Annotated in this window: 19 protein-coding genes; 7 read left to right on the plus strand and 12 right to left on the minus strand. The window is 48.4% G+C overall.

The window, feature by feature from the left end; genetic code table 11:
* Position 1 precedes the first annotated feature (1 nt).
* A complete protein-coding gene (locus B9Y93_RS20515) occupies positions 2-787 on the minus strand; it encodes a helix-turn-helix domain-containing protein (protein ID WP_085497716.1) in 786 nt (261 codons plus the stop codon).
* 70 nt (positions 788-857) lie between these two features.
* Positions 858-2,360, minus strand: a complete 1,503-nt coding sequence (locus B9Y93_RS20520; RefSeq protein ID WP_085497718.1) for an aminotransferase-like domain-containing protein — start codon at positions 2,358-2,360, stop codon at positions 858-860.
* 141 nt (positions 2,361-2,501) lie between these two features.
* Between B9Y93_RS20520 and B9Y93_RS20525 the strand changes: the two genes are divergently transcribed.
* Together B9Y93_RS20525 and B9Y93_RS20530 are read left to right on the plus strand one after the other, a co-directional pair.
* Positions 2,502-3,140 (plus strand): pyridoxamine 5'-phosphate oxidase family protein, encoded by a 639-nt coding sequence (locus B9Y93_RS20525; protein WP_085497720.1) that lies wholly within the window; start codon positions 2,502-2,504, stop codon positions 3,138-3,140.
* Between the two features lie 278 nt (positions 3,141-3,418).
* Positions 3,419-4,714: an aminotransferase class I/II-fold pyridoxal phosphate-dependent enzyme gene (locus tag B9Y93_RS20530; protein WP_085497722.1), complete on the plus strand. Its 1,296-nt coding sequence runs from the start codon at positions 3,419-3,421 to the stop codon at positions 4,712-4,714.
* A gap of 189 nt (positions 4,715-4,903) precedes the next feature.
* Here the strand turns inward: B9Y93_RS20530 and B9Y93_RS20535 are convergent, their stop codons facing one another.
* The 5 genes from B9Y93_RS20535 to B9Y93_RS20555 form a co-directional block, all read right to left on the minus strand.
* Positions 4,904-6,181, minus strand: coding sequence for an ABC transporter permease (locus B9Y93_RS20535; protein WP_085497725.1), 1,278 nt, complete (start codon positions 6,179-6,181; stop codon positions 4,904-4,906).
* Entirely contained in the window at positions 6,169-6,957 is a 789-nt protein-coding gene (locus tag B9Y93_RS20540; protein ID WP_085497728.1) for an ABC transporter ATP-binding protein, read from the minus strand. Before B9Y93_RS20540 ends, B9Y93_RS20535 begins: the two co-directional genes overlap by 13 nt.
* Positions 6,958-7,277: 320 nt before the next feature.
* Positions 7,278-8,777 carry an ABC transporter substrate-binding protein gene (locus B9Y93_RS20545; RefSeq protein ID WP_085497730.1) on the minus strand — a complete coding sequence of 500 codons (1,500 nt, stop codon included), beginning with the start codon at positions 8,775-8,777 and terminating at the stop codon, positions 7,278-7,280.
* Between the two features lie 101 nt (positions 8,778-8,878).
* The gene (locus B9Y93_RS20550) at positions 8,879-10,030 is read right to left on the minus strand and encodes an AI-2E family transporter (protein WP_244903516.1); all 1,152 of its coding nucleotides are present in this window, start codon (positions 10,028-10,030) and stop codon (positions 8,879-8,881) included.
* Between the two features lie 68 nt (positions 10,031-10,098).
* Positions 10,099-11,388 (minus strand): DEAD/DEAH box helicase, encoded by a 1,290-nt coding sequence (locus B9Y93_RS20555; RefSeq protein ID WP_085498009.1) that lies wholly within the window; start codon positions 11,386-11,388, stop codon positions 10,099-10,101.
* 180 nt (positions 11,389-11,568) lie between these two features.
* On the opposite strand from B9Y93_RS20555, the gene B9Y93_RS20560 reads away from it, so the two are divergent.
* Entirely contained in the window at positions 11,569-11,829 is a 261-nt protein-coding gene (locus B9Y93_RS20560) for a DUF2573 family protein (protein WP_244903517.1), read from the plus strand.
* Positions 11,830-11,982: 153 nt separating this feature from the next.
* Here the strand turns inward: B9Y93_RS20560 and B9Y93_RS20565 are convergent, their stop codons facing one another.
* From B9Y93_RS20565 to B9Y93_RS20580, 4 genes are all read right to left on the minus strand, one after another.
* On the minus strand, positions 11,983-12,759 hold the full coding sequence (locus tag B9Y93_RS20565) for an SDR family NAD(P)-dependent oxidoreductase (RefSeq protein ID WP_085497735.1): 777 nt from the start codon (positions 12,757-12,759) through the stop codon (positions 11,983-11,985).
* A 17-nt stretch (positions 12,760-12,776) separates the two neighbouring features.
* The gene (locus B9Y93_RS20570) at positions 12,777-13,223 is read right to left on the minus strand and encodes a chemotaxis protein CheX (RefSeq protein ID WP_085497737.1); all 447 of its coding nucleotides are present in this window, start codon (positions 13,221-13,223) and stop codon (positions 12,777-12,779) included.
* A gap of 206 nt (positions 13,224-13,429) precedes the next feature.
* Positions 13,430-14,752: a glycoside hydrolase family 125 protein gene (locus B9Y93_RS20575; protein WP_085497740.1), complete on the minus strand. Its 1,323-nt coding sequence runs from the start codon at positions 14,750-14,752 to the stop codon at positions 13,430-13,432.
* Between the two features lie 123 nt (positions 14,753-14,875).
* A complete protein-coding gene (locus B9Y93_RS20580) occupies positions 14,876-16,246 on the minus strand; it encodes a sulfatase family protein (protein ID WP_085497742.1) in 1,371 nt (456 codons plus the stop codon).
* A gap of 294 nt (positions 16,247-16,540) precedes the next feature.
* Between B9Y93_RS20580 and B9Y93_RS20585 the strand changes: the two genes are divergently transcribed.
* Together B9Y93_RS20585 and B9Y93_RS20590 are read left to right on the plus strand one after the other, a co-directional pair.
* Positions 16,541-17,512 (plus strand): zinc dependent phospholipase C family protein, encoded by a 972-nt coding sequence (locus tag B9Y93_RS20585; protein ID WP_085497744.1) that lies wholly within the window; start codon positions 16,541-16,543, stop codon positions 17,510-17,512.
* Between the two features lie 265 nt (positions 17,513-17,777).
* Entirely contained in the window at positions 17,778-20,450 is a 2,673-nt protein-coding gene (locus B9Y93_RS20590; protein WP_244903518.1) for a calcium-translocating P-type ATPase, SERCA-type, read from the plus strand.
* A gap of 175 nt (positions 20,451-20,625) precedes the next feature.
* Here B9Y93_RS20590 and B9Y93_RS20595 read toward each other — a convergent pair whose 3' ends face one another.
* Positions 20,626-21,969, minus strand: coding sequence for an MFS transporter (locus tag B9Y93_RS20595; protein ID WP_085497748.1), 1,344 nt, complete (start codon positions 21,967-21,969; stop codon positions 20,626-20,628).
* 361 nt (positions 21,970-22,330) lie between these two features.
* Here B9Y93_RS20595 and B9Y93_RS20600 point away from each other — a divergent pair, with 361 nt between their 5' ends.
* On the plus strand, positions 22,331-23,233 hold the full coding sequence (locus B9Y93_RS20600) for a LysR family transcriptional regulator (RefSeq protein WP_085497750.1): 903 nt from the start codon (positions 22,331-22,333) through the stop codon (positions 23,231-23,233).
* 52 nt (positions 23,234-23,285) lie between these two features.
* Positions 23,286-24,101 (plus strand): histidinol-phosphatase, encoded by an 816-nt coding sequence (locus tag B9Y93_RS20605; protein ID WP_085497752.1) that lies wholly within the window; start codon positions 23,286-23,288, stop codon positions 24,099-24,101.
* Positions 24,102-24,146: the final 45 nt, after the last annotated feature.

The raw sequence follows: 24,146 nt of genomic DNA on the forward strand, positions 1-24,146 counted from the left end.
CCTACCGAATCTCAGACGGACTTCTCCCTGTATACTGCTTGAATTGCCTGCTGAAAAAGAAAATATCGCGATAACCGAGAGCATCGGCAACTTCCGTCACATTCATGCCTGCATGGTGCAGCAAATGCTCCGCTCGTTCAATTCGAGAACGGATAATGTAAGATTGCACCGATACGCCAATCATCTCCTTGAATTTCACAGAGAAATAGCGTGGAGACAGCTGGGCCCGTTTCGCCAAGTCCTCGATCCGATGCGCAATCCCTGGATTCTGGTGAATGTAGTTGGCAATTTCGTAAATAGAAACCGCAAGCTGCTGGCTCGTGCTTCTCTCTCCCGGCTCCTCCTGGTCAGCACGAAGCAGGGAGATCATAAGCTGCTTTAAGACAAGCTGAAGCTCCACCTCGTAGCCATAGGGCTTCGTCAGGTACAAGCGTACAAATCGAGACAGCAAATGCTCAAAATCAATCGTTTCGATGACCACTCGATAAGGCTCAGGGACACTGTGCACCTCTTCATCGATATCAAAGTGTATATAAGTTAGTGTTAAGGGTTTCTGCGGATTGTGGGTAGCGCTTGTATGATCGCCCGGCCGGAACAAAAAGCAGCTTCCCTTGCCTACTTGATAAGGCACATCATTCAGCACGACCTCGCCTTCACCGCTCCATACATAGAACAAGTCGTAGTTTGCCATCGGCAGCTCTCGCTTCTGCCACTTCCAATTCGGCTCACAGGTAATCTTCGCAATGAACGGCTTCCAAACATAAGATTCAGGTGAAGCTGTTAACATGAATCCGCCTCCTTTGATTCATCTCTATCATTTTTCCACGGATTCCACGCCTTAATCCATGCCGTCATGATTAGAAGGACGACATCGATTGAGCCGCCAATCTCAATCGCTGACAGCCGAGCTCCCATTCTGCTTGGTTCATATGAGCAAGGCCAAATAGAGCGCTCGGCCTGAACGGCATAGTCGGTTCCAGCTTATGATCGCACGATAAATGCTCATATATGCAGCCATCTTTCCAGCTGACCCCATGGCTCAAGGCTAGCTGCTTAAAGGCTGCATAGGAAGACGGCGATCCCTTCCACTCCGCGTAAATGTGCAAGGCGATATGATCAGGCTTCCATTCCATTAGAGAACCGATCGCTTGAGACAACCGATCGCTGTAAAGCGGTGCTCGCTGGCTAATTATTCTTCGTGTGCGACGCAAATGTCGCTCATAAGCTCCGCTTCGCATAAACAAAGCCAGCGCCCGCTCTTCCATCGGAATGGCCTCATATCGGTGATATACCCCTCGAATGGCGTCAATAATCGGAACCAAACGGCTTGGTATCACCATATACCCCAAGCGAAGTGTAGGATGAATCGTTCGTGAGAAAGAACCTACGTAGAGCACACGCTCAGAATGATCCATCGACTGCAGCAGCTCGTATCGCTTGCTGCCAAGCCCGAAGTCGCTGTCGAAGTCGTCTTCGATAATCAGCGCATCCTGCTCTTGCGCCCATCGAAGCACCTGACTGCGCTGCTGCCACTCCATTGTCGCTCCAGTTGGAAATTGACGGTTGGGTGTTAGAATCATAAGCTTAGCCGTTGTTACCGACAGGATGTCTTCTAATTGGTTGCTGTCTTGCACATTGTAATACTCGGGTATCCCGCCAACAGACTCCACAATATAGCGGATGCCTGCATAGCCTGGCGTCTCGATCAGCACCCGTTCCCCAGGATTGATCAAGGCTTGTACAAGCAGCATGATCGCTTCCTGTGATCCTCTTGTGACCCGAATATTAGAGCGATGCGCTTCTACGCCCCGATGGCGCATGAGATGAAGCTCAATCGCCGCCTCAAGCGAGCTCTCATCCGCTTCAAGGGGATTCATGCGCTTTTTCTGCCAAGCGAACTCGCGCACAGCTTCACGCATCCAGCGCTGCCAAGTCTCTCTGCTGAGCTCAAGCCCCGTACACTCCTGCGGAGATAGATCAAGGATATTATTCTCGTGCTTAATCAAATCACGGGATATGCCTTCATTACGCTTAAGCGCTAGGACCCGTGCACCGAAGCCGGATAGCCGAGGAAGCGGCGCCTGCTGCTCTTTAGGCGCTCGATCTTCTGTAGTATAGGCAACGAGCGTATATCCGCCTTGCTGCGCAAGTGCCAGGCCTTCCGCTCGCAGACGATCATAAGCGGTAATGACCGTGCCTCTCGACAGCTGCAAGGCTCTGGCCGCTTCTCGTGTTGAAGGCAGCACATCCCCTTGCTTCAGCCTTCCGTCGAGGATCTGCTCTTTCAAGCATCGATACAAAGACTCCTCCTTGCCGAAGCCTTGCGCGAGCCAAGTATGATAGCCGCTAAGGCCATTCATGTTCTCCCCCCTTTGCAGCCCATTCACGTTTCACATTTTGTACAACTGGTACAATCATAATACTTCATTTTGGATCTATTTGCATAACCAATTCCATTCTAAACTTACTGCTATCTATTCCAGATTGGGGGCCTTTGATCAATGAGAAGAAAAGAGTTCGAAGTGCACGACCAAGAACAAATCACGGCGTTTTTGCGCGGGCAGCGATTCGGCGTGTTAGGTACCTTGGGACAGAATGGCTATCCTAGACTCACACCGATCTTGTTCGACTACCTGCCAGAGAAGCACTCATTTTATTTTCACAGCAGCAAAAAAGGAGAGAAGGTTCGCCAGATACAAGCGTGCCCAAAGGCCTCCTTCAGCGTCTCCGAGATTCATTCCATGATTCCATCTACATTCTTGGACCCTGTGTACGCCTGTCCTGCCACAACCTATTTTCGCTCTGTTCATGCAAGGGGCGAGATCGAGGTGGTGACGGACAACGAGGAGAAGACATTGTTTTTCACTTCCTTCATGCAGAAGCTTCAGCCAGAAGGAGGATATGCCCCCTTCGATTGGACATTAGAGGGCTACGCCAAGCAGGATGCCGGCATGCTTGTATACAAGCTCGACATCAAGGAGCTTACAGCCAAATTCAAGTTTGGCCAGAATCTTAACGAGAGCCGTAGGACCAAGATCACAGAGGGTTTGACGAACAGACAGGCTCCGGGAGACAACGCGACCATACAATGGATGGAACAGCTGAATCCGAAGCGATGCCCATTCCACACACAGGATTAGCAAAAGTGTTCACGCAAGAAGAACAGCTGTCACACAGACGAATACAACATTCAACAAATTTTCAACGAACAACCGTTAAAGGTCGATGACGAACGTTCATGGATGGGCTATAATAGGGGCAACGCTTTGATGAAAAACACCTCGTCGAGGTCTTTCGAAAAAGAGTGACTGCATTCAAAGGTAGGTTATTCGCCGATAGGATGTTTCCTGCTGACACGATTGAACACCAATAGTCAACGTTCCTATCCGGCAAGAAAGAAATTGGAAGGATGTTAGAGATGAACCCACTCGCTCACCAATTAAATGAAACGATTCGTCACGAGAATGAACAAGTGTATGCTATGCTGTCACGTCTTGGACAAGAGATTTACTTCCCGAAGGAAGGAATCCTCAGCCAATCCGCTGAAGCATCCAGCAAGGCCAAGAAATTCAATGCTACGATCGGAATTGCCACAGAAGGTGGCGCGCCTATGCACTTACCTGTCATTCAGGATGCTTTGTCTGCCTTTGAACCCAAGGACATCTACCCTTATGCACCTCCAGCAGGCAAGCCGGAGCTTCGCAAGCTGTGGCAGGAAAAGATGCTGAAGGAGAATCCTTCTCTGCAAGATAAATCAATCAGTAATCCCATTGTAACCAATGCACTGACGCACGGACTCAGCATCGTGGCCGATCTCTTCGCCGATGCAGGCGATCCGGTCATCATGCCGGACAAGAATTGGGAGAACTACGAATTAACCTTCAGCATTCGCCGCGGAGCTGAGATGGTCTATTATCCGCTGTACAATGCAGATTGGAAGTTTAACAGCGAGGGATTGCGTCAGGCTCTCTTCGAACAGCAGCCAAAGGGCAAGGCCATTGTTGTGTTGAATTTCCCTAACAACCCTACGGGCTATACTCCGGGGCATGAAGAATGCCAAGAGATTGTAAGCGTATTGACAGAAGCAGCAGAGGCGGGCATGAAGATTGTTGCCGTTACCGACGACGCATACTTCGGCTTGTTCTTCGAAGATTCTGTGCATGAATCATTATTTGGTTCCTTGGCTTCCATTCACCCTAACATCTTGGCGGTGAAAGTGGACGGCGCGACGAAAGAAGAATATGTATGGGGCTTCCGCGTTGGATTCATCACGTATTCTTCACCATCCAAGCCATTGCTCGCTGCCTTGGAACAGAAGACACTAGGCATCATCCGTGCGACGATCTCAAGCGGTCCGCACCCGTCGCAGACTTTTATTATTCATGCGCTTCGTTCACCATTGTTCGAGCAGCAGAAGCAGGAAAAGTTCGATATTATGAAAGGCCGCGCCAATAAGGTCAAAGCAATACTGGACAGCGGCAAATACGGGGATGTATGGAACTACTATCCTTTCAACTCAGGATACTTTATGTGCTTGCAATTGAAGGATATCCATGCGGAGACGCTTCGCACCCATTTGCTTGAGCAATATGAAATTGGCACAATCGCGCTTGGCGAGACCGATCTTCGAGTTGCCTTCTCCTGCATCGCAGAAGAGGATCTGGAGGAATTGTTCGATACTATCTATAAAGGGGTCTTGGACCTTAAGGCCTAATAATCCTATTAAAAACAACCTCCTGCTCAGCTCACTGGGACTGACTCCACCAGCTGTACAGGAGGTTTTCTTTGTTTGATTTCTTTGTCTAAAAGTTCTTTGCCTAATCTTTGTCCACACCGTGCACGCGTAAGGTATCCTCAGCAGCCCTCGAGCGAGCGCTTCCTGAGGGATGGGAAGCTCGCCACCCTATTCCTCTTCCTCTGTGGAGATCAGCCGCTCAATGGCATGCTTGCGCTGCCAGCACAACAGAACATAAGCGGCGGCGGCACCTAGACCTATCCCGCCCTTCGCCTGAATCGACAGTCCGCCCGCAATAACCGGGAGCAGCAGCAGGAGGACGCATAAGCCTAGCACCTGCGCGTATACCCCACTAATCGCAACAGACCGATCCTGGTTCGCCACAGGGTAGAGCTTCAACCAGACATCGTGGCGATGCAGCTGCAGCAAGGCCTTTAGCTGAGCATGAATCGTAATCATGAGCAGCAGCAGGAGCAGCGAGCTCCATATGGAGTCCTTCGTCCACCACAACAAAATGATTCCAATGACGATCAGCCTAAGAACAATACCCAAGAGCTCACTTCGCACAAACGATTTGACGAGCAAATAGCGATATGCTTTTTTCTTCTGAAAGGCATATCGATTCCCCAGTGCATGAAGCCAAGGGCGGCTGAAGCGCCGATTATTCATTGTCGGCAGATCGACGAACCCGCTCAAAAACGTATAGATCCGATTGCGGTGCACCTGCTCCAGCGCAATATGCTCCTCCCAAGGGAATGCAAGCTTAGGCAGCTTCCATATCGCTGCAATGTAGATAAGCCCTCCAAGCCCTGTCCATAGACCAGCCATGCCAATATCAAGCCATAACCAGCAAGCCGCAGCGCCCCATGACCATGCATAGCGAATGATGCGGCAGGCAAGCTTCAAGCGGCGGTCATGCATATGCCGCTCGCCCCAAGCCCCATAAGCCGCAACGAACTTCAGCACCACGAATGCAGCCAACAGCACGAAGAGCGGCTTAGGAGCCTCATCCGCTCGGGAATAGAGCGGCCAATAGATAAGGCATGCCGCCATCAGCAGCACCATTCTTGGCATTAGACTATAACGCACGCTTCGCTTCATATAGCGGTTCATGCGATGCTCAAGCCGCAGTAGATAACCAAGATCGGCGGACTGCAGAAAGGTCCGATAAGTCGTATAGGCGACAATAGGCGACAGCAGCATCCATCCCAGCTCTCGCACAGGAAATCCTGCTGGAATCTGATCTAGAAAAGAAGCGTATAGGGCCGTCCCGGCAATAAACACAAATGCAATGACGAATCCGAGCCCGCTTTGAATGACATAACCGAGGTAGGGGATCACCTCGCCCCAGAATTCTTGAACCCGATATCGCCATAACTGCTCCGTATCCTGAAGCAGTCTGCCCTGAAACTTAGGTGCGCGTGCATTCACTCTTAATCGCGCCATATGAGTTCCCCGCCATCTTCATCATCAGCGCCTACCCAGGCGTAGAATACGTCCTCCAGCCGCGTAGTACGTGCCTCTTGCCCACCACGGGCTGCAAGCTTCTCTCTAAGCTCATCCGCAGTGCCCGCAACTAGAACTTTCCCATGATGCAGCAGCACAAATCGGTCACAGTAATCCTCAATCGTGGATAAGATATGGGAGCTTACTAGCAGAGAAGCGCCTTCCTCCTTCATGCGATTCATGAAAGTAAGCAAGGAACGTATCCCTAATGGGTCTAGTCCAAGAAAAGGCTCATCAATGACATATAGGGGCGGCCTTACTAGAAACGCACTCATCAGCATCGTCTTCTGCCGCATTCCCTTGGAGAGATGCTGAGCAGCCTTGTCTAGATGAGGCGTCATATGAAAGAGCTTAGCCAGATGCACAAGCCTCTCCTCATAAGTACGTTCCTCCACCCCATAAGCGGTTGCCGACCAGATGAGATGCTCCCTTACCGTAAGCGCATCATACAGGATCGGGGACTCTGGCACATAGGCCATGCTGGCCCGATACTGCTCCGGATTCTCATCTAAGGCTTTTCCGCCAAGGCGTATTTGCCCGGTTTGAGGCTCTAAGAGTCCTAATATATGCTTCATCGTGGTGCTTTTGCCTGCACCATTAAGTCCAATTAAACCAACCATCTCACCTGGCTCTATGGCAAAGCTGACATCGTGCAGCACGGGTCTGCCGATGCTGTAGCCTCCCGTCAATTGATTCACTTCCAATAGTGGATTCATCCTGTCATTCACCTCAGCTACTATTATATCGACTTCGAGCGAGAGATGCGAATAAGCATATGTGATCATGTCCACATGCTGTTAACATTTCATCCCTTTTCTCCGTTTCCTTACAGCTTGACAGTACCCGCGCTTTCCTCTCAAAAACTAAATAAACAAGCTGCCCCCTAGGAGACAGCTTGTCTATGCACAATCGTTCATTTTGGGACGATCCGCTGCAGGATCGCCTATAGCCATCGTGCGGCTAATACGGACTTAGCAGCACAGCAGTCACTTAAACACTAGTTTTACTCGGTAAGGCTTGCCGCCACGCAAGTCTATTATTCTGTCGTTGTTGAAGTCTCGGTATCCGAAGTATCGACAGCTGTTCCTTCGACAGTCCCTTCAGATGTTTCCTCTGACTTCTCTTCTCCGTTTGCCTTCTCCTCTTCCTGCTGGCGCTTGCCCTCATCAATAGCAGCTTGCAGCTTCTGCTGAAGCTCAGCTAACGCTTCATCGACAGACTTCGTATCTTTCACAATCGCATCCATCGCTTCATTAATGCTTTGGTTGAGAATCATGTAGAAATTCTCAGGCACATTCTTATTCGCATAGAGGGAGCTCCAGATCGAATTGCCCGACGAAGATGGAGCCAGCATTGTAAAGGCTTCTGCATTCTTGCCTGCAATCTCCTTCACGTAAGAAATCCGTGTCGGAAGCTCGCCATACGACATCTTGGAGTTGATTTTCGCTACTTTATCACTATTGATGAATTTGATCAATTCCCAAGCTTCGCGCTTATTCGCAGCATCTTGATGAATACCCATAATATTATAGAAACCAACGGCTGCCGATTGATCTGGTGTAGCAGGGTTAATAGGCATCGTAACCATTTGCCAGTCGAATGGCTTCAGTTCTTTATCCCATTTGAAACGGTCGCCAATCTGATTGGCAAACCAAGAACTCTCCATTACCATTGCGGCCTTTCCTTTAATAAAGAGATCATCCTGGCCTTGTACCATTCCGTTCTCAGTACGAGTAGGGACAAAGATAGACTTGTCTTTGACCCCATCAGCTACCATCTTGAACGCCTGCTTCCAGCCATCTGAATCCATAACCACCTTGGACCCGCTGGCATCTACTGGGCGAAGCTGCATTGTGCTGGCAATGTTCATCAAGTATTGCATGGAATCGGAATACTGGCTGTACAACCCGTAGACTTGATCCTCGCCTGAACCAATTTGATTGAAGCGAGCAGCAAGATTCAACACCTCATCCCAAGTCATCTTATGGTGAGGCGGCTCAATATTATGCTGTTTGAACAAATCAGCATTGTAATAAATAGCCTGCGCATTGTATGTAGGTGTTAGACCGTATAGATTGCCATTGCCCATCTCGCGCAGAGATTCAATAAGTCCTGGCAGGAAATCAGCTACAGGATACTGCTCCTGCTGGATAATCGGGTCCAAATTGTACAAAATGCCTTCTTCTGCAAAGCTCTTCAACGAATCTTGATCCATCAACAGAATGTCTGGCTTTTCTTTCTTAACGAATTCCAGCATCCCCTTCTGAGGATCTTTTTGGAACTCCTCATTGGAGTACAAATCGTTGGTGCCAATCACTTCGAGAGCAATGTCCGGGTATTCAATCGCAAAATATGCGCCATATTGACGATAGAATTGATCCTCATCATAGTACATGACACGAAGAGTGCCTGTCCCATCCTTCGGCAGCTCTGGAAGCAGTGCTTTCTCTCCCGAGCACGCTTGAAGCAGCAAGGTCATCATGAGCAAAACACAGCATAAGGTGATTGACCATTTTCTTGTTAAACGTGATGACAAAATAATTCCCCCTTATACAAATATATACAAATGAGTATAAGCGTATATATTCATTATTACAAATGACAAAACTGTATCCATTTAAAAATGTGACAAATGACCTACTCAATCTTAATCTTGCGCTTGTCTAACCGCTTGTTCGTCATCGTGCGCACAAGCGTATATATGACGGCAAATGCGGGGATGCCAAGGAGCATGCCCACAAGGCCAAAGAGGCTGCCGCCAATTAGCAGCGCTGCAAGCACCCATACGCCTGAGAGGCCAATGGAATTGCCGACAACCTTTGGATAAATGATATTTCCTTCAATTTGCTGCAGCACGAGAATAAAAATAACAAACCAGAAGGCCTTCGGCGGATCAATCATAAGAATGATGAATGCGCTCGGGATGGTCCCAATATACGCGCCAAAGATCGGGATAACACTCGTTACCCCTACAATGACACTGATTAACAACGCATATGGGAAGGAGAACAAGGTCATCCCGACGAAGCATAGGCCGCCAAGAATGGCCGCTTCTGTCAACTGGCCTGCAATGAACCCGCTGAACGCCTTGTTCGTGATCGTGCCCACTTCCAGGGTCTTGTCTGCTTTTTGCTTTGGAAGATAAGCATACAATAGCTTCTTAAAAATGCGTATGATATTTTCCTTGCTCAGCAGCAGATAAACAGACAGCATGATGCCCATGATCACATTAAATAGACTCGCCGTAAAATCCTTCGTGAAGGTAAGCACATACGGAATGATATTGACCATCCACTCTGCTGCCTTCTGCATGATTTCATTCCAGTTGAGCGCAATCTTCTGCAGGATGTCGCTGTCAACAGGTGCATTTGCGGCCAAGTTCTCAATCCACAGCTTCACAGACTCCATGGAGCTTGGAATCACATTCATCAGCATCGATAAGCTCGTAAACAGCTGTGGGAGAATAAACCAGGCCAGCAAAATAAAGATGAGGAATGTCGTCACATACGTGAGCAGCAAGGATACGGGACGTCTGAATCGGTTCCATAAGGGGTGATTGCGTCGATTAAGCGGTTTGAAGATTCGTTCCTCAAACTGCTTCAATAAAATATTAAGCACATACGCAATCGCAATCCCCAAAATAACCGGATTCAGTAAGCCTGACAGCTCATACAGGAAATTTTTGACCGTATTTAGATTCGTTAATAAGAGATACAGCACCACGGTATAAGTAGCGATGATAAGGTACTTTCTCATGTCACCCAATGGGCGTTTATTATGATTGTCCAATAGCTCTATACTCCTGACTGACCACCATGTGATCGAAGGGCATCAATAGCAATTGCGTTATATCTTCCTTAATCTGACGGGGAAGAGTCGCGCTTCTCCTTCAACCATTTTGGCGCTCCCTTATTTTTGCGTTCCCGATGACGATCATTTTTCTTGTTATTGACCGATTTTACAGCTGCGCTGCGCTTCATTTTCGGCTTCGCTTGCTTTTTACGCTCTTCAACAGGAAGGACACGTCCGTTATTGAACGCCTGCTCATGCATCTCGATGTTGAGCTGTTTTTGGAACTTGCGCATAATAAAGCGTTCCTTCTCTGTAATCAGGTTCACCGATACGCCCTTGCGTCCCATACGACCGGTCCGTCCAGCCCGATGAACATAATGCTCCGCATCAATAGCAGGCTGCAAACTGAATACAAAAGGCATCTCCGGAATATCCAATCCTCTTGCAGCCACATCTGTCGCCAGCAGCAGCTGGAATTCCCCTTCTCGGAACTGGCGCAGCACTCGCACGCGCTCCTGCTTCGGCGCATCCCCATACAATGAAGCGACAGACATCTTCGCAAAACGGAGCTTCGCTTCCCACTCGCCAATCATGCTTGAGTCATTCACAAATACAAGCGCCCGCTTCGGCTCCCAATGGCGAACAAGCTTGCGCAGCATATCAATCTTCTCGCGCTCCTCAGTCACGAAGTAGGAATGGACGATGGTCGACGCTACACGCTTATCCGGGTCGATCCCAATGTGAGCTGGGTCCTGCATCCACTTGTCAGCAAGCTCGCGAACCTCATCTGGCAATGTAGCCGAGAAGAAGAGCAGCTGACGGTCTCTAGGCGCGCGGTTCAAGACGATGTCCATATCATGAGCAGCGCCCTGCTGCAGCACATGGTCCACTTCATCAATAACGATGGTATGAACTTCATGAATCTTCAGCTTTTTCATCTCAACGAGCTCGCGAATGCGGCCAGGCGTTCCTACAACCACCTCTGGACGCTGCTTCAGCTTGTCCACCTGACGGTGCAGCGCCGCTCCGCCAATCAATGGCTGAATACGTATATCCATTGTGTCCACTAGAAATTCTGCCTCGCGCACAATCTGCATCGCAAGCTCTTGTGTTGGCGCAACGACTACAGCTTGAGTGCGCTTCTCCTCAGCATGAATTCTCATCAATACAGGCAGCAGATAAGCTAGTGTCTTCCCTGTTCCGGTCTGAGACTGCGCAAGCACATCTCTGCCCTCTAATGCTGCTGGTATAGCCTCAGCCTGCACAGGAGATGCGGTATGAATGTCACGCGTTGCAAGGCGGGTAACATAAGCCTCGCCTATGTGCAAATCTTTAAATGTAAAAGTCAAATTCATCGTTCCTCTCTGTTGCAAATCCCTTAACTTTCCTACGCTACGCTCCATTATAGCGAAAACGAATCCTATCCTCCAACTTTCTTCTCATGGTAGGATATGCTAACCTTAGTATAGGTCATCTGCTCTTCACTTAAGCAGATGATGCTTGAGCCAATAATTGATCATGAAGGAGGGAGCACTGTGCAGCAGCCTCAAGATAATCAAGCAGATGCCGCTTTTGAAGGTTTGCTTCAAAAATATACGGAGCTTCTTATCGGCAAAGATGATGCTGAAAGTATAGACATGATCCAAAAATGGGCGGTCATGAATCATATTCATAAAACGATGCCCAATCTAATGCGGCATTGGAATGAGAGCCATCCTGAGGCCAAGGCAGAGATGAAGGCCTTGTTCGAACAGGTGAAGTCACTTAACGAAGCTCATCGCGAAGCAGGAAAATAGAGAACACTTTGTGATATGGGCAAAACGTTCTCTTATTCAAAAAAGTCCGCCTATTCACTGCAGCGACAGGATCATGTCAGCTTCATGAAGCTGTATTCATCATGAGTGATCCATAGTTTGCTGAACGTAATGGCGGACCTTTTTATGGTGTCTTTATTTCTTGTTTAGCAGCTTTGCGGCTGCACCGCTCGATAAGCGAGGGAACAGCTGCATAAGCTTCACGCCGATCGAGGCTAGACGAGGAAGATCAGCTTCAGAGCGTCCCCGTTCGATGACAGAGACAATTTTCTTTGCTACACGCTCTGGCGGCATCATAAACCAGCGTACATTATTTGCATATTGGCCTGATGGATCTGCCGTATCGAAGAATGGTGTGTCTATGGGACCAGGATTAATCGCAGATACAATCACGCCAGTATGGGCAAGCTCCATGCGCAGTGAATTGGTGAAGCCAAGCACGGCATGCTTGGACGCAGAATAAGCGGTTGACTTCGGCGTGCCAATCTTGCCTGCAATCGAAGCTACATTGACGATCTGTCCCGCACCGCGCGCAAGCATCGAAGGCAGCACCGCTTTCGTGCAGCGAACAACCCCCATATAATTGACATCCATCATCGCTTCGAACTCCTGAATAGGCATCTCCATCGCCATCTTGAACAATCCGAACCCCGCGTTATTGACCAGAACATCGATTTTGCCATGACGCGCGATTACCGCTTCCATCACCATATGTACTTGCTGCTCATCCGTAACATCCAGCACCATGCATTCATGAGCGCCAGCAATGGACTTTGACACCTCCTGCAGCTTCGCTTCTGATCTCGCAGCCAGAATAGGTATTCCGCCCGCTTCAGAGACATACTTTGCAGTAAGCGCGCCAATCCCACTGGATGCGCCTGTAATCAAGACGATTTTGTTCTGTAAGCTCATCGTTTCGCTCTGCCTTTCTAGCCGACTCTCACCAATACATCGAATCGACCAATATGTTCGAGGTGCAGTGGAACCGCCATCGCACTGTCCTGCCCAAGCGCTTCGCTTCTAAACAACTGAGGAGGCGTAATATCCACTATAATGCCTTCATTATATAACAAAGTGGAGGCGTTACCGCTAATCATATTGCTAAGCTCAGAAATCGCGCTTTCTCCCATCATGTCGAGAGATTCAAGCGGGTATCCTCCCATCATCGCAGAAGCCATTTTTACTGCAACTTCTTCACTTAGACCAAATGCAATATCCAAGGACAGCTGTCCTGTCAGTTCGATCTTCACTAGAAGGTCGTGATCACCGCTCCATACGGTCATCTCCATTTCCCCGCGCTCAGGGCGAACCTGTACGACCTGCTCAATCACCGTACAAGCAGAATGAAGAAATGGGTGTATCCATTTTGCTTCCATAAATAACACTTCGCCCCTTCCGACAACAAAAGAGTCTAATCGACATGCACCATGCCGGTTCATTTTACGATGCTACGACTATTATACTGAAAACACGAATAAAGAACTAGATTAATCAAACAATTATTCATTTCGTCCTATACTCGATTCCACACACTATATGTCGAAAGGTGCAAAAAAAGGACGGGATATCCCGTCCTTTATGATTATTTCAATAGGCCGCGCTTCATCGCTTTGTACACCAGTTGGGAGAACAAGCTGTTGGACCAAGCAAACCATTTGCGCGTGAAGATCGTTGGATCATCCGAATGGAAGCCCTCGTGCATGAAGCCTGTATCTGCATCAGTGGCCTCAAGCATGTTGACCATCGCCACCATCTCTTCATCTGTGCTGGCTGTCAAGCCCTGCATGGACAACGCCATATGCCATACATAGCCGTCTGGCGTATGCGGGCTGCCGATTCCCTTCGCAACCTTCCCTTCGAAGTAATAAGGGTTGTCCTTGCTCAGGATAAATTGGCGTGTATTTTGATACACTTCATCTTCGCTGCCGACATATCCGATGTACGGAATGCCAATCAAGCTTGGCGTACCTGCGTCATCCATCAGGCAGAAGTTGCCGTAGCCATCTGTCTCATAAGCATAGATGCGGCCGTATTTCGGATGCGTGACAACACCATACAGCTGGATGCCGTGATTGATCTCATCTTCAAGCTTCTTCATCTCTGCAACGAACAGCTCATCGCGGAAGCCGTAGCGAGCGATCTCTTGCATTTGGCGCAAGCTGACAACTGCAAACATGTTCGATGGAATATTATAGTGGAAGTCGCAAGCATCATCGGATGGACGGAAGCCAGACCAAGTCATGCCCGTATAGTTGACCGGCATGCCCATGCCATCATTGCGAAGCGTATCGATATCCGGGCAGTTCTCACGGTTGAAGCGATAAGGCGATTGCTCAAAGTGGCGCTGCTCTACTTTCCACAAGTCTACAATTTTACGCATTGCGGTTTTGAAGTTCGTATCGAAAATATCCGTAAGGCCAGTTTCCTTCCAATACGTATACGCAAGACGGATGGAGAAGCAGAGGGAATCGAGCTCATATTTGCGCTCCCATACCCATGCGCTCATATCCGTTTGGTCATTGGCATCCCAGTGCCAGTCATTGGCTGTCTCGTTGAACGCATTCGCATAAGGATCAAGATTAATGTACATCATATGGCGCTTGATCAAACCGCCAATAATGCGCTGAAGCTCTTTGTCTTCCTTCGCAAACGGCACATAATGGATCACCTGTTCAACAGAATCGCGAAGCCACATAGCAGGAATATCTCCTGTGATGACAAACGTTGTGCCGTCTTCCATCAGCTTTGTTGTTGTTTCAAGCGTATTCGGGAAGCAGTTTTTGAACAGCTGCAGCAGCTTTGGACGGTGAGCAAGCTCTTTCTCGGCCTCAGCTAGCACCTGTTTTACCGCTGCTGGCATTTCAAATTTAGGCATATCAATCTTAGGCAGTCTAAAATTCTCCATGATTTCTCCTCCACATTGGTCCACTTTATATGTTTATGTTGGATGTCATGATTGATAGCGATAACACCACGACACCTCTAGTTTACATGTATACGTTCTCAGTGGCTAGACCTATCTCATGGTCTATTCTTCCGAAAAATATTGTATAAACGGATCATTGGCTTGAAGCATCCATTGATGAAGCCTGGCCTGCATCTCCTTCACTTTATCCGCATATTCCGCATCATATGCGAGATTATGGATCTCCCAAGGGTCCTTCTCTAGGCAAAACAACTGAACCTCATCGCTGCCCTCGCCTGTATGAGAAGAGGTGCGATATCGAATATACTTCCACGTTTTGTCCTTAACCATTCGCTGCGTATCCTTATACAAGGAATAGACAGTATCGCGGAAAGGCGCTGTCCCTGTCTCAGCTGCTGCATCGGCCATGCTTCTTCCTTCCACGGACAATGGTATCGGGATATGCGCGAGCGAGCAAAGCGTCGGAAAAATATCCATCTGCATCACTTGCCCTGATACCTTAACGCCTTCCGCAATGCCAGGTCCGCTCATCAGCCATGGGATTCGAATGCTGTGCTCATAAACGTTCTGCTTGCCCATTAAGCCATGCTGTCCGACTGCAAGCCCATGATCTGACGTATACACAACAATCGTATGCTCAAGCTGTCCTTTCTCGCGCAGCTTCTCCACAATCCGCCCCATCTGAGCATCCATATGGGTTATCATTGCATAGTAATCCGCAATCTCTTGCCTCACTTCTTCCAGCTTGCGAGGGACTGAGGTTAGATGCTCATCCCTTACCGTCATCTCTCCATTGTCAAACGGATGCTGCTCCCACACATTTGGAGGCAGATTCAGGCCCTCTGAATCATACATCGAAGCATACGGCTCAGGCGCTGTTCTCGGATCATGAGGCGAAGTATAAGCTACATATAAGAAGAAGGGCTCTTCTTCGTTATAGCGATCTAGGAATTCCACCGCTGTATTCGTAAACAATTCGGTTGAAAAGGTCGTTTCGATGGTACGAAGCGTTGCGACATATTCTCCGCTTGGATCATAAGGATAGACCGGAACCTTGCGATGCTCGCTCATCCCGCCAAAGAAGATGTTGTTCCCATCCTGAAAGCTTCGCTGAAAGCTCTCTTTGTCATTATGCCATTTGCCAACTGCATAGCTATGGTAGCCATTTTTTCGAAAGGTCTCTCCGAGCGTTGCCCGATTCTTCGCAATGGTCATCTTCTCAAGTGTATCTTCTAAGGATTGGCTAACGGTAGCCCCCATAATGGTACAGCCGCTGTTCAAGCAGGCTCGGCTTGGGGCACAGACCGCTCCATCCAATCCGCCGTTAATGTAAGTATGCGAGAAGCTTACGCCTCGCTTAGCCAGATCATCAAGCACAGGTGTCTTCACGTCTTCATTGCCATGCCAGTGAATGGCTTCATGGCGATGATCATCTGCCACAAGTACAATTACATTTGGTCGTTGCTTATCCATTACACGCGCTCCCCTCTTCTTTGACACGAAAGTTGAACCTTCATCCTTGCTGCTTATGATAAGGTTGACTTCCTCATAGGTATGTCTATCATCACACAAGCATGATTTATTGTAAACGCCATCAATTTCTTCTTCACGAAAACGTAAACCTTTTACAAAGCTTTTATCCCTCTTCCATGAAAAAGACGATATGCTTATAAGATATGGACAGCATGGATGTATCAAAACCATCCTCTCAGAGTGCAGATGATTGCAATGGCCGATCATTATATTGAACTAAAGGAGAGTTGATCTATGCCAAATATATGGACGCATCTTATATTCGGTCAAGAGCTGCTTGCAGAAGCTGATCTCGCGGATTGGATTCGCACGGAGGAGCAGCAGCATGTATTTAATATGGGCTGTCAAGGTCCTGACTTCTTGTTCTACCATCATTTTTTGCCCTGGCAAAAAGGAAAGACGATGAATGAGCTTGGCAGCGCGATGCACAACGAGCATTGCGGTCCTGTGCTTATGGATCTATTGTCGCATGTTCGGCATAACGATCATGCTACGGCTTTGTATACGCTAGGATTCATGCTGCATCACATATTGGATCGCCATATGCATCCTTATGTATTCTCTAGGTCTGGTTCTCGCAAATGGGATCATCAGCGCTTCGAGGTTCTCATGGATACCCATATCGTACGCGAGAAGCTGCAGTTGTCCACTTGGAACACACCCGTCTGGAAGCTAATCGATATTGACGGCATGCTGCCAGATGGTGTCATTACAGGGTTTAAGCGTGTTGTGGATCGGTTTTATCCCGCATTGAAGCCGCATATTCCTGAGCGTGCGTGGAATGATGCCATCCGTGATATGATCTCGGTTCAGAAGCTGTGCTTTGATCCCTATGGCTGGAAGCGAATCCTCACCTTCTATCAAGCAGAAGCGCTTGTCTACAAGCGGAGCACCGGCAAGCATGATGTGCTCAATATCAAGCATCGGCCATGGCTTGATCCGACAGGGACTGGCGAAAGATATATGACGTCCATCTGGGATATGTGGGAGGCAGCAAGAATAGATGGCCTTCAAGCCATCCATGCCGTATTGGACCTCTGGCACAACGAATGGCACACGCACCACTCCCCGCCTCCATCAGGGAGAAGTCAAGCATACGACAAGCTTGAGCGTATTCTCGGGAATCGCTCCTACGAGACCGGATTAGAACTTTCCAATAATCGTCCTATAGTTGCAGAGGACCCTATCTGGTTAGAGGCAAATTAGAAATGAGCATGGACATTCACATAACTGAACAAACAATGGTATAAGCTAGAGATAGCTTCTTCTGCCAGTTACAAAAAGATGTGCGGGGCATATCCTTCCTTCCAGATACGTCATTCGCACATAAGCATGGCTGTGAAGAAATCTTGAACGTTCTGCGTTCATACCCCAAACCGATACTGTAATGGATTCAGACCAAGATCCCTTCGGTTATATAGTAATAAATGCTCATATACACAGAAATACATACGATTGGAGTTGGATGCTGGTGGACAGCCACAAACACGATTCGCAGCAGGAACAAGCCTTCCATACCCTAACGGTAGAAGACAGTCTTGCACGCTTGAGCGCGAAAGAGCAAGGATTGGATGGAGCAGAAGCCGCCTCTCGTCTAGAACGATACGGCAAAAATATGCTGCAGGAGGCAGAAGGAAAGTCTCTTCTGCAGAAGATGCTTGCTCAATTCAAGGATGTCATGATTATCATACTTCTTGTCGCAGCAGTTATCTCTGGGCTGCTTGGAGAGTGGACCGATTCGATTATCATCGTCGTGGTTGTATTAATCAATGCGATATTAGGTGTAGTGCAAGAAAATAAAGCGGAGAATGCACTAGCCGCTTTAAAGCAAATGTCATCCCCCAACGCCCAAGTTCGTCGAGGCGGCCAGGTGATTACGATAAAAGCAGAGGACCTTGTTCCAGGGGATATCGTGCTGCTTGAGGCTGGCAATGTAGTGCCTGCCGATATGCGGCTCATCGAGACAGCTTCCTTAAAGATTGAGGAAGCGGCCCTGACAGGCGAATCAGTGCCCGTCGATAAAGAGCTGGCTCCCCTTGAAAAGGCCGATGTCGTCATTGGCGACCGGGTCAATATGGCATACATGAGCAGCAATGTTGCATACGGACGTGGAGTTGGGGTCGTAACCGCAACTGGCGTTCATACAGAAGTCGGCAAGATTGCAAGCTTTATCTCACAAGAGGAAGATGAGATTACTCCGCTTCAAAAGAAGCTTAATGAGCTCGGCAAATACTTTACGATCATTATTATCATTGTCGCTGCCATCATGTTTGGCATCGGCTACTTTGAGGGCCGTGAATGGCTAGATATGCTGCTTACCTCCATCTCGCTCGCGGTGGCGGCGATTCCAGAAGGCTTGCCAGCCATCGTCACGATTATTTTGGCACTCGGCGTACAGAAGATGGCTAAGCGCAAATCGATTATCCGGAAGCTTCCAGCAGTAGAAACGCTGGGAAGCACCGAGATTATTTGCTCCGACAAGACCGGAACGCTGACACAGAACAAAATGACGGTGCAGCAGGCTTATGTTGGCCAGCATCATATTGATGAAGAAAAAACGATGCTTGGTCATCTTGATGGAGACCGCTTCTTATATATCATGACCTTGTGTAATGATTCAAAGATCACGGAGGAGGATGGAAGCACGCGGCTTCTTGGGGATCCTACAGAGACTGCATTGATTGATTATGCCCTGAAGCAAGGCCTTAACAAGCATAAGCTGGAGGAACAATATCCGCGTGTTGCCGAACTCCCGTTCGACTCAGATCGCAAGCTCATGACGACGGTTCATAAAATGCATGATGAGGATGGCTCACCCCTGCGTATTATGACCAAGGGAGCACCGGATGTGCTGCTTGAACGCTGTACGCATATAGTGAAAGATGGCAAGGTCGAACTGTTAAGCGAAGCATATAAAAAAGAAATTGCCGCCGCGAACAAAGCGATGGCAGACAAAGCACTCCGCGTTCTCGCTGCGGCCTATCGCGACATCGAGAAGCTGCCTGACGACATCCATTCTGATGCACTGGAGCGTGACCTTGTCTTTGCAGGACTCGTCGGCATGATCGATCCGCCGCGAGAAGAAGTAAAGGATGCGGTACGAATCTGTAAAGAAGCGGGCATTCGCCCTATTATGATTACAGGCGACCATCGCGATACCGCTGCAGCGATTGCGAAGGAGCTCGATATCATTCAGGATGAGAGCGGCGTATTAACAGGAAGCGAATTGAACCAGATCGATGAGAAGGAATTCGAACAGAAGGTAACCCAGTATTCCGTTTATGCCCGGGTGTCACCAGAGCATAAGGTTAGAATTGTTCAGGCATGGAAGAAGCGCGGCAAGATCGTAGCGATGACTGGAGACGGGGTCAATGATGCCCCTGCCCTTAAAACGGCTGACATCGGCATTGGCATGGGCATCACAGGAACCGATGTGTCCAAGGGCGTGTCCGATATGGTGCTGGCAGATGACAATTTCTCCACCATCGTAGTAGCCGTCGAAGAAGGACGCAAGGTATACAGCAACATTCGAAAAGCAATCCAGTTCCTGTTGTCTGCTAACTTAGGCGAGGTGCTGACCTTGTTTATTGCTACGCTTGTCGGCTGGAAGATTCTATTCCCGATTCATATTCTGTGGATCAACCTTGTAACAGATACACTGCCTGCATTGGCGCTTGGCTTCGAAAAGGCGGAAGACGATATTATGAAGCAGCCGCCTCGGAAGTCGTCAACAAGCGTATTTGCCGATGGAGTTGGAGCAGGAATTATTTATCAAGGGATTCTGGAGGCAGGATTGACGCTAGGGGCTTACTGGTGGGGCCATACGCATTATTCCGAGGCTCATGCGGTAACGATGGCCTTCGCTACACTCGGCTTGATCCAGCTTACACATGCGTTCAACGTTCGATCGAACCGAAAGTCAATATTCTCTATCGGGTTCTTCTCGAACCGTTATTTGAATGGTGCCGCCGTGCTCTCCGGCCTGCTTGTTATCCTCGTCATCTTGCTGCCGTTCATGAATGATCTGTTCAGCGTGGTCGAGTTGAACCTCGAACAATGGCTTATTGTCATTGGGTCCGCAGTCGCGATCATCCCGTTGGTTGAGATCGTGAAACTATTTGTCCGCATGTCAGGCAGAAAGTGATGCAGGATCGGTAAAGATTTACATGATAAATATAGAAACTGCCCTCTAATGCTCATATGAAGATGGGCAGTTCCCTACACATAAGAGGACCTCAGCCGCCACGTCAAAGTGATAGCTGAGGTCCTCTTCTCAATCATCTGAATTCAACTTGGATTCCATTCGGATACAATTCGACCTACAACAAGGTCTGATCCTCGTCTCGCTGCAGTGAACTCTTTTCCTTCGGGGACAAAAGCGAGCTTCCAAGAAGGTGCTCCTGTTCATCAGCTGCTTCTGCTTCACGCTTGCCTTTGTCAATATCCACGAAGCGAAGCATGATCAGTCCAACAATAAAGAAGAGGAGAATCGACAGAATCGCTGTTCTTGTAGAGCCAGTAAGCAGTCCCACCGTACCAAACACCGCTGGACCAATGGACGCCGATACTTTCCCTGAGAGGCTGAAAAAGCCAAAAAACTGGGCTGCATAGGCTTTGGGCACCATTTGGCTGTAGATCGACCTTGCCACTGCCTGGCTGCCGCCCTGCACCATCCCAACCATAAAAGCAAGCAAATAGAAATGGAGGGCATTCTGCATAAAGTAACCCATTCCCACTATTCCCATATACGCAAGCAAGGAGATATAGAGCGCTCGCTTGGAGCCGATCGCCCGCGCATACTTGGCAAATAAGAACGTAAACGGGATGCCCACAAACTGCGTAATTAATAAAGCAACGATAAGATGAGTTGTGCCAATTCCAAGCTCTGCGCCGTAAATGGCCGACATGCTGATAATCGTCGTAATGCCATCATTAAAAAACCAAAAGGAGAGCAGATATTTTAACAGTTCGGGGTATTTCGGCAATCGCTTGATCGTCACCCCTACCCGCCCAAATCCTTCTTTGATATACAATCCAATTGGTCTAGCTGCTGTTCGCGCTGGATCTTTCACCGTACGGAACAGCGGAAGTGAGAACAAAAACCACCATACGCCCACTGTAATAAATACGGCTTGTGTCGCACTAATCTTATCAGGCAGGCCAAACCAAGAGAACTTCTCCAGCATGACAACATTGATTGCAAGCAAGACACCGCCGCCAATATAACCATACATATAGCCTTTCGCAGATACCTCATCTCTCTCTTCAGGCAGGGCGAGTTGCGGCAAGAGTGAGTCATAAAAGGTATTGCCTCCGGAGAAGCCAAGCGTGCCTAGAACGAACAAGATGGAGACAAGCATCCAATCTCCTTCTCCAGCCAAACTCATTAATATACAGCTGAGGGATCCAATCCAAGCAAATACGCGCAGAAAAGCCATTCTTCGTTGGGACAAGTCAGCCATCGCCCCTAATACGGGTGCGGACAGCGCAACCAATAGCATCGCGACCGTCTGTGTAAAGCCCCAGTAGCTGGCTGCCTGCTCAAGTCCTTTTCCAGCCACGCTCTGATAATAAATAGGCAGCACCGCCGCCAGCATCGTTGTGGCGAAGGCTGAGTTCGCCCAATCATAGAGCATCCAATATCTTAGCTGCTTTGTCTGCATCCCTATCTCCACCCTCGATCATTGATTCAACTTCATCGTAGTGCATCCTAAGCGGCTTAGACTATTCAAGAATTTGTAAAGATACTGATGCATATGCAGCGATAGCCGAACCCAAGAACTCCCAGCATTGCTCCTAAGCGAATCATACACTATAATGAGAACAACGAGAAACTTTATTTATTGATCCGGATAATTTGATAAATGTTTTTTGTGACGGGTAACATAAGCATAGAAGCACATGAGTGCCCCCTTCACTGACCAGAGGGTTTTCAAGACTTTTTTCTATTGGAGTGGTCTTGCTGTACGAGGTATCACACCTGATGACCCAGGTTGATTCATACATTGATGGGAGGGATGTTAGATGAACTTAAGCCAATTGGAGACGCTGATCACGATATCGAAGACCATGAGCTTCCGCAAAGCAGGCGAGCTGCTTAATCTGACACAGCCTGCCGTATCTGCTCAAATTAAAAGTCTTGAGGATGAATTCAAGACGGTTCTTATCGATCGCAACCAGCCTGTGACGCTGACAGACAGCGGCAAGGTCTTTCTCGAGCATGCTGAGAACATCCTTAGAGTCGTTGAGGATATGAAGCAGAAGCTGTCTGATCTGAACCAAATACCGCAAGGCCATATCGTACTAGGTACAACAACCTCGATTGCCATACAGATTCTACCTCGCATCCTTTCTTATTTTCAAGATCAGTATCCCCTTATCAAGACAAGCATTCTGTCCATGTCCTCTTCTCAGGTAGCCGCACATATAGAGACCGGTAACGTCGATATCGGCATCGGATATTTGACGGAGAACAATCCGAATCTCATCACATCCGTCCTGTACTACGACACATTTGAGCTTGTCGTCAATCCAGAACATCCATTGGCTCAATACCAGACGGTAACGATTGATATGCTGGAAAATGTCCCGCTGATTATGCTCTCGCCTGATACTGTAGGCAGACGTTTCGCGGATGAGGTATTCCGCGAACATGGTGTTCAGCCTCATATTGTCATGGAGCTGTCGAGCAGCGAGGAAGTAAAGAGGATGGTTGAGCTTGATCTTGGTGCTGCCATCATCTCGAAGCTGTCTGTCTCTGCTGAATTAAAGCGCGGCTCCATTAAGATGGTCCATATCAAAGAGCTTGAGACTGCTCATCCTGTGGGCGTTATTTACCGATCTGGACGATACTTGAACTCTGCGATGCAGCAGTTCCTTAATGACCTTAAAGGAATGCCAGAGGATCAATTTTACGCATCGGAATAAAGTCCGCATAGTATACCATCATGATTCTGACTACTCGATTGGAGGATTCATTATGAAATTCGACCTGCATACCCATCACTTTCGCTGCGGACATGCAGATGGAACAATTCGTGATTATGTCGAAGCTGGAATCAAGCAAGGTCTACAGGTCATCGGAATTTCAGACCATTCGCCGTATTTTGCCTATAACGAAGACCAGCCCTTCCCTAAGATCACCATGAAGAAGAGTGAGTTCGAAGGGTATGTTCAAGAGGTGCTGAAGCTAAAAGAAGAATATGCAGGCAAGATAGAGGTTCTCCTCGGCATTGAGTCCGATTTTTTCCCTGAATCTGCGTCGATTTATCAAGCTGAGCTTGTCCAATATCCTTTTGACTATATTATCGGCTCCATTCATCACACATTCGGTGTCAGCATCTTCAATAAATCTCGCTGGAAGGGACTTCAACCTGACAAGGCCATTGAAACCAAATCAGAGTATTATCGTTTGATTCGAGCGTCTGCTCAATCAGGCATGTTTCAAATTCTTGGTCACATCGATGCCATGAAGGGCAATTATCCAGCGTTCTCTGGTATCAAGACGCCTGAAGTCATCGATGAGACGCTTAAAATCATTGCTGACAGCGATGTCGCCATTGAGATTAATACATCCGGCAAGACCAAGCTTAGCGGAGGATGGTACCCTTCTGATGATATTCTAGAGCGGGCGCTTCACTTTGGCGTGGATGTCACCTTTGGCTCTGATGCCCATAAGCCATCACGTGTTGGCGATGAATGGGACGAAGTTGCGCAGCGACTTCAGGAGATCGGTTTTAAGCGCTGGGTGTTCTATCGGCAGAAGCAAAAGCAGATCGTACCTCTTCCGCGCTAGCCATCCGAATTATACGAGCTATTTGTCAGCAATCCAGCTGTGCGA

Source organism: Paenibacillus aquistagni, assembly GCF_900177815.1.
GTDB classification, from domain to species: Bacteria; Bacillota; Bacilli; order Paenibacillales; family Paenibacillaceae; genus Paenibacillus_B; species Paenibacillus_B aquistagni.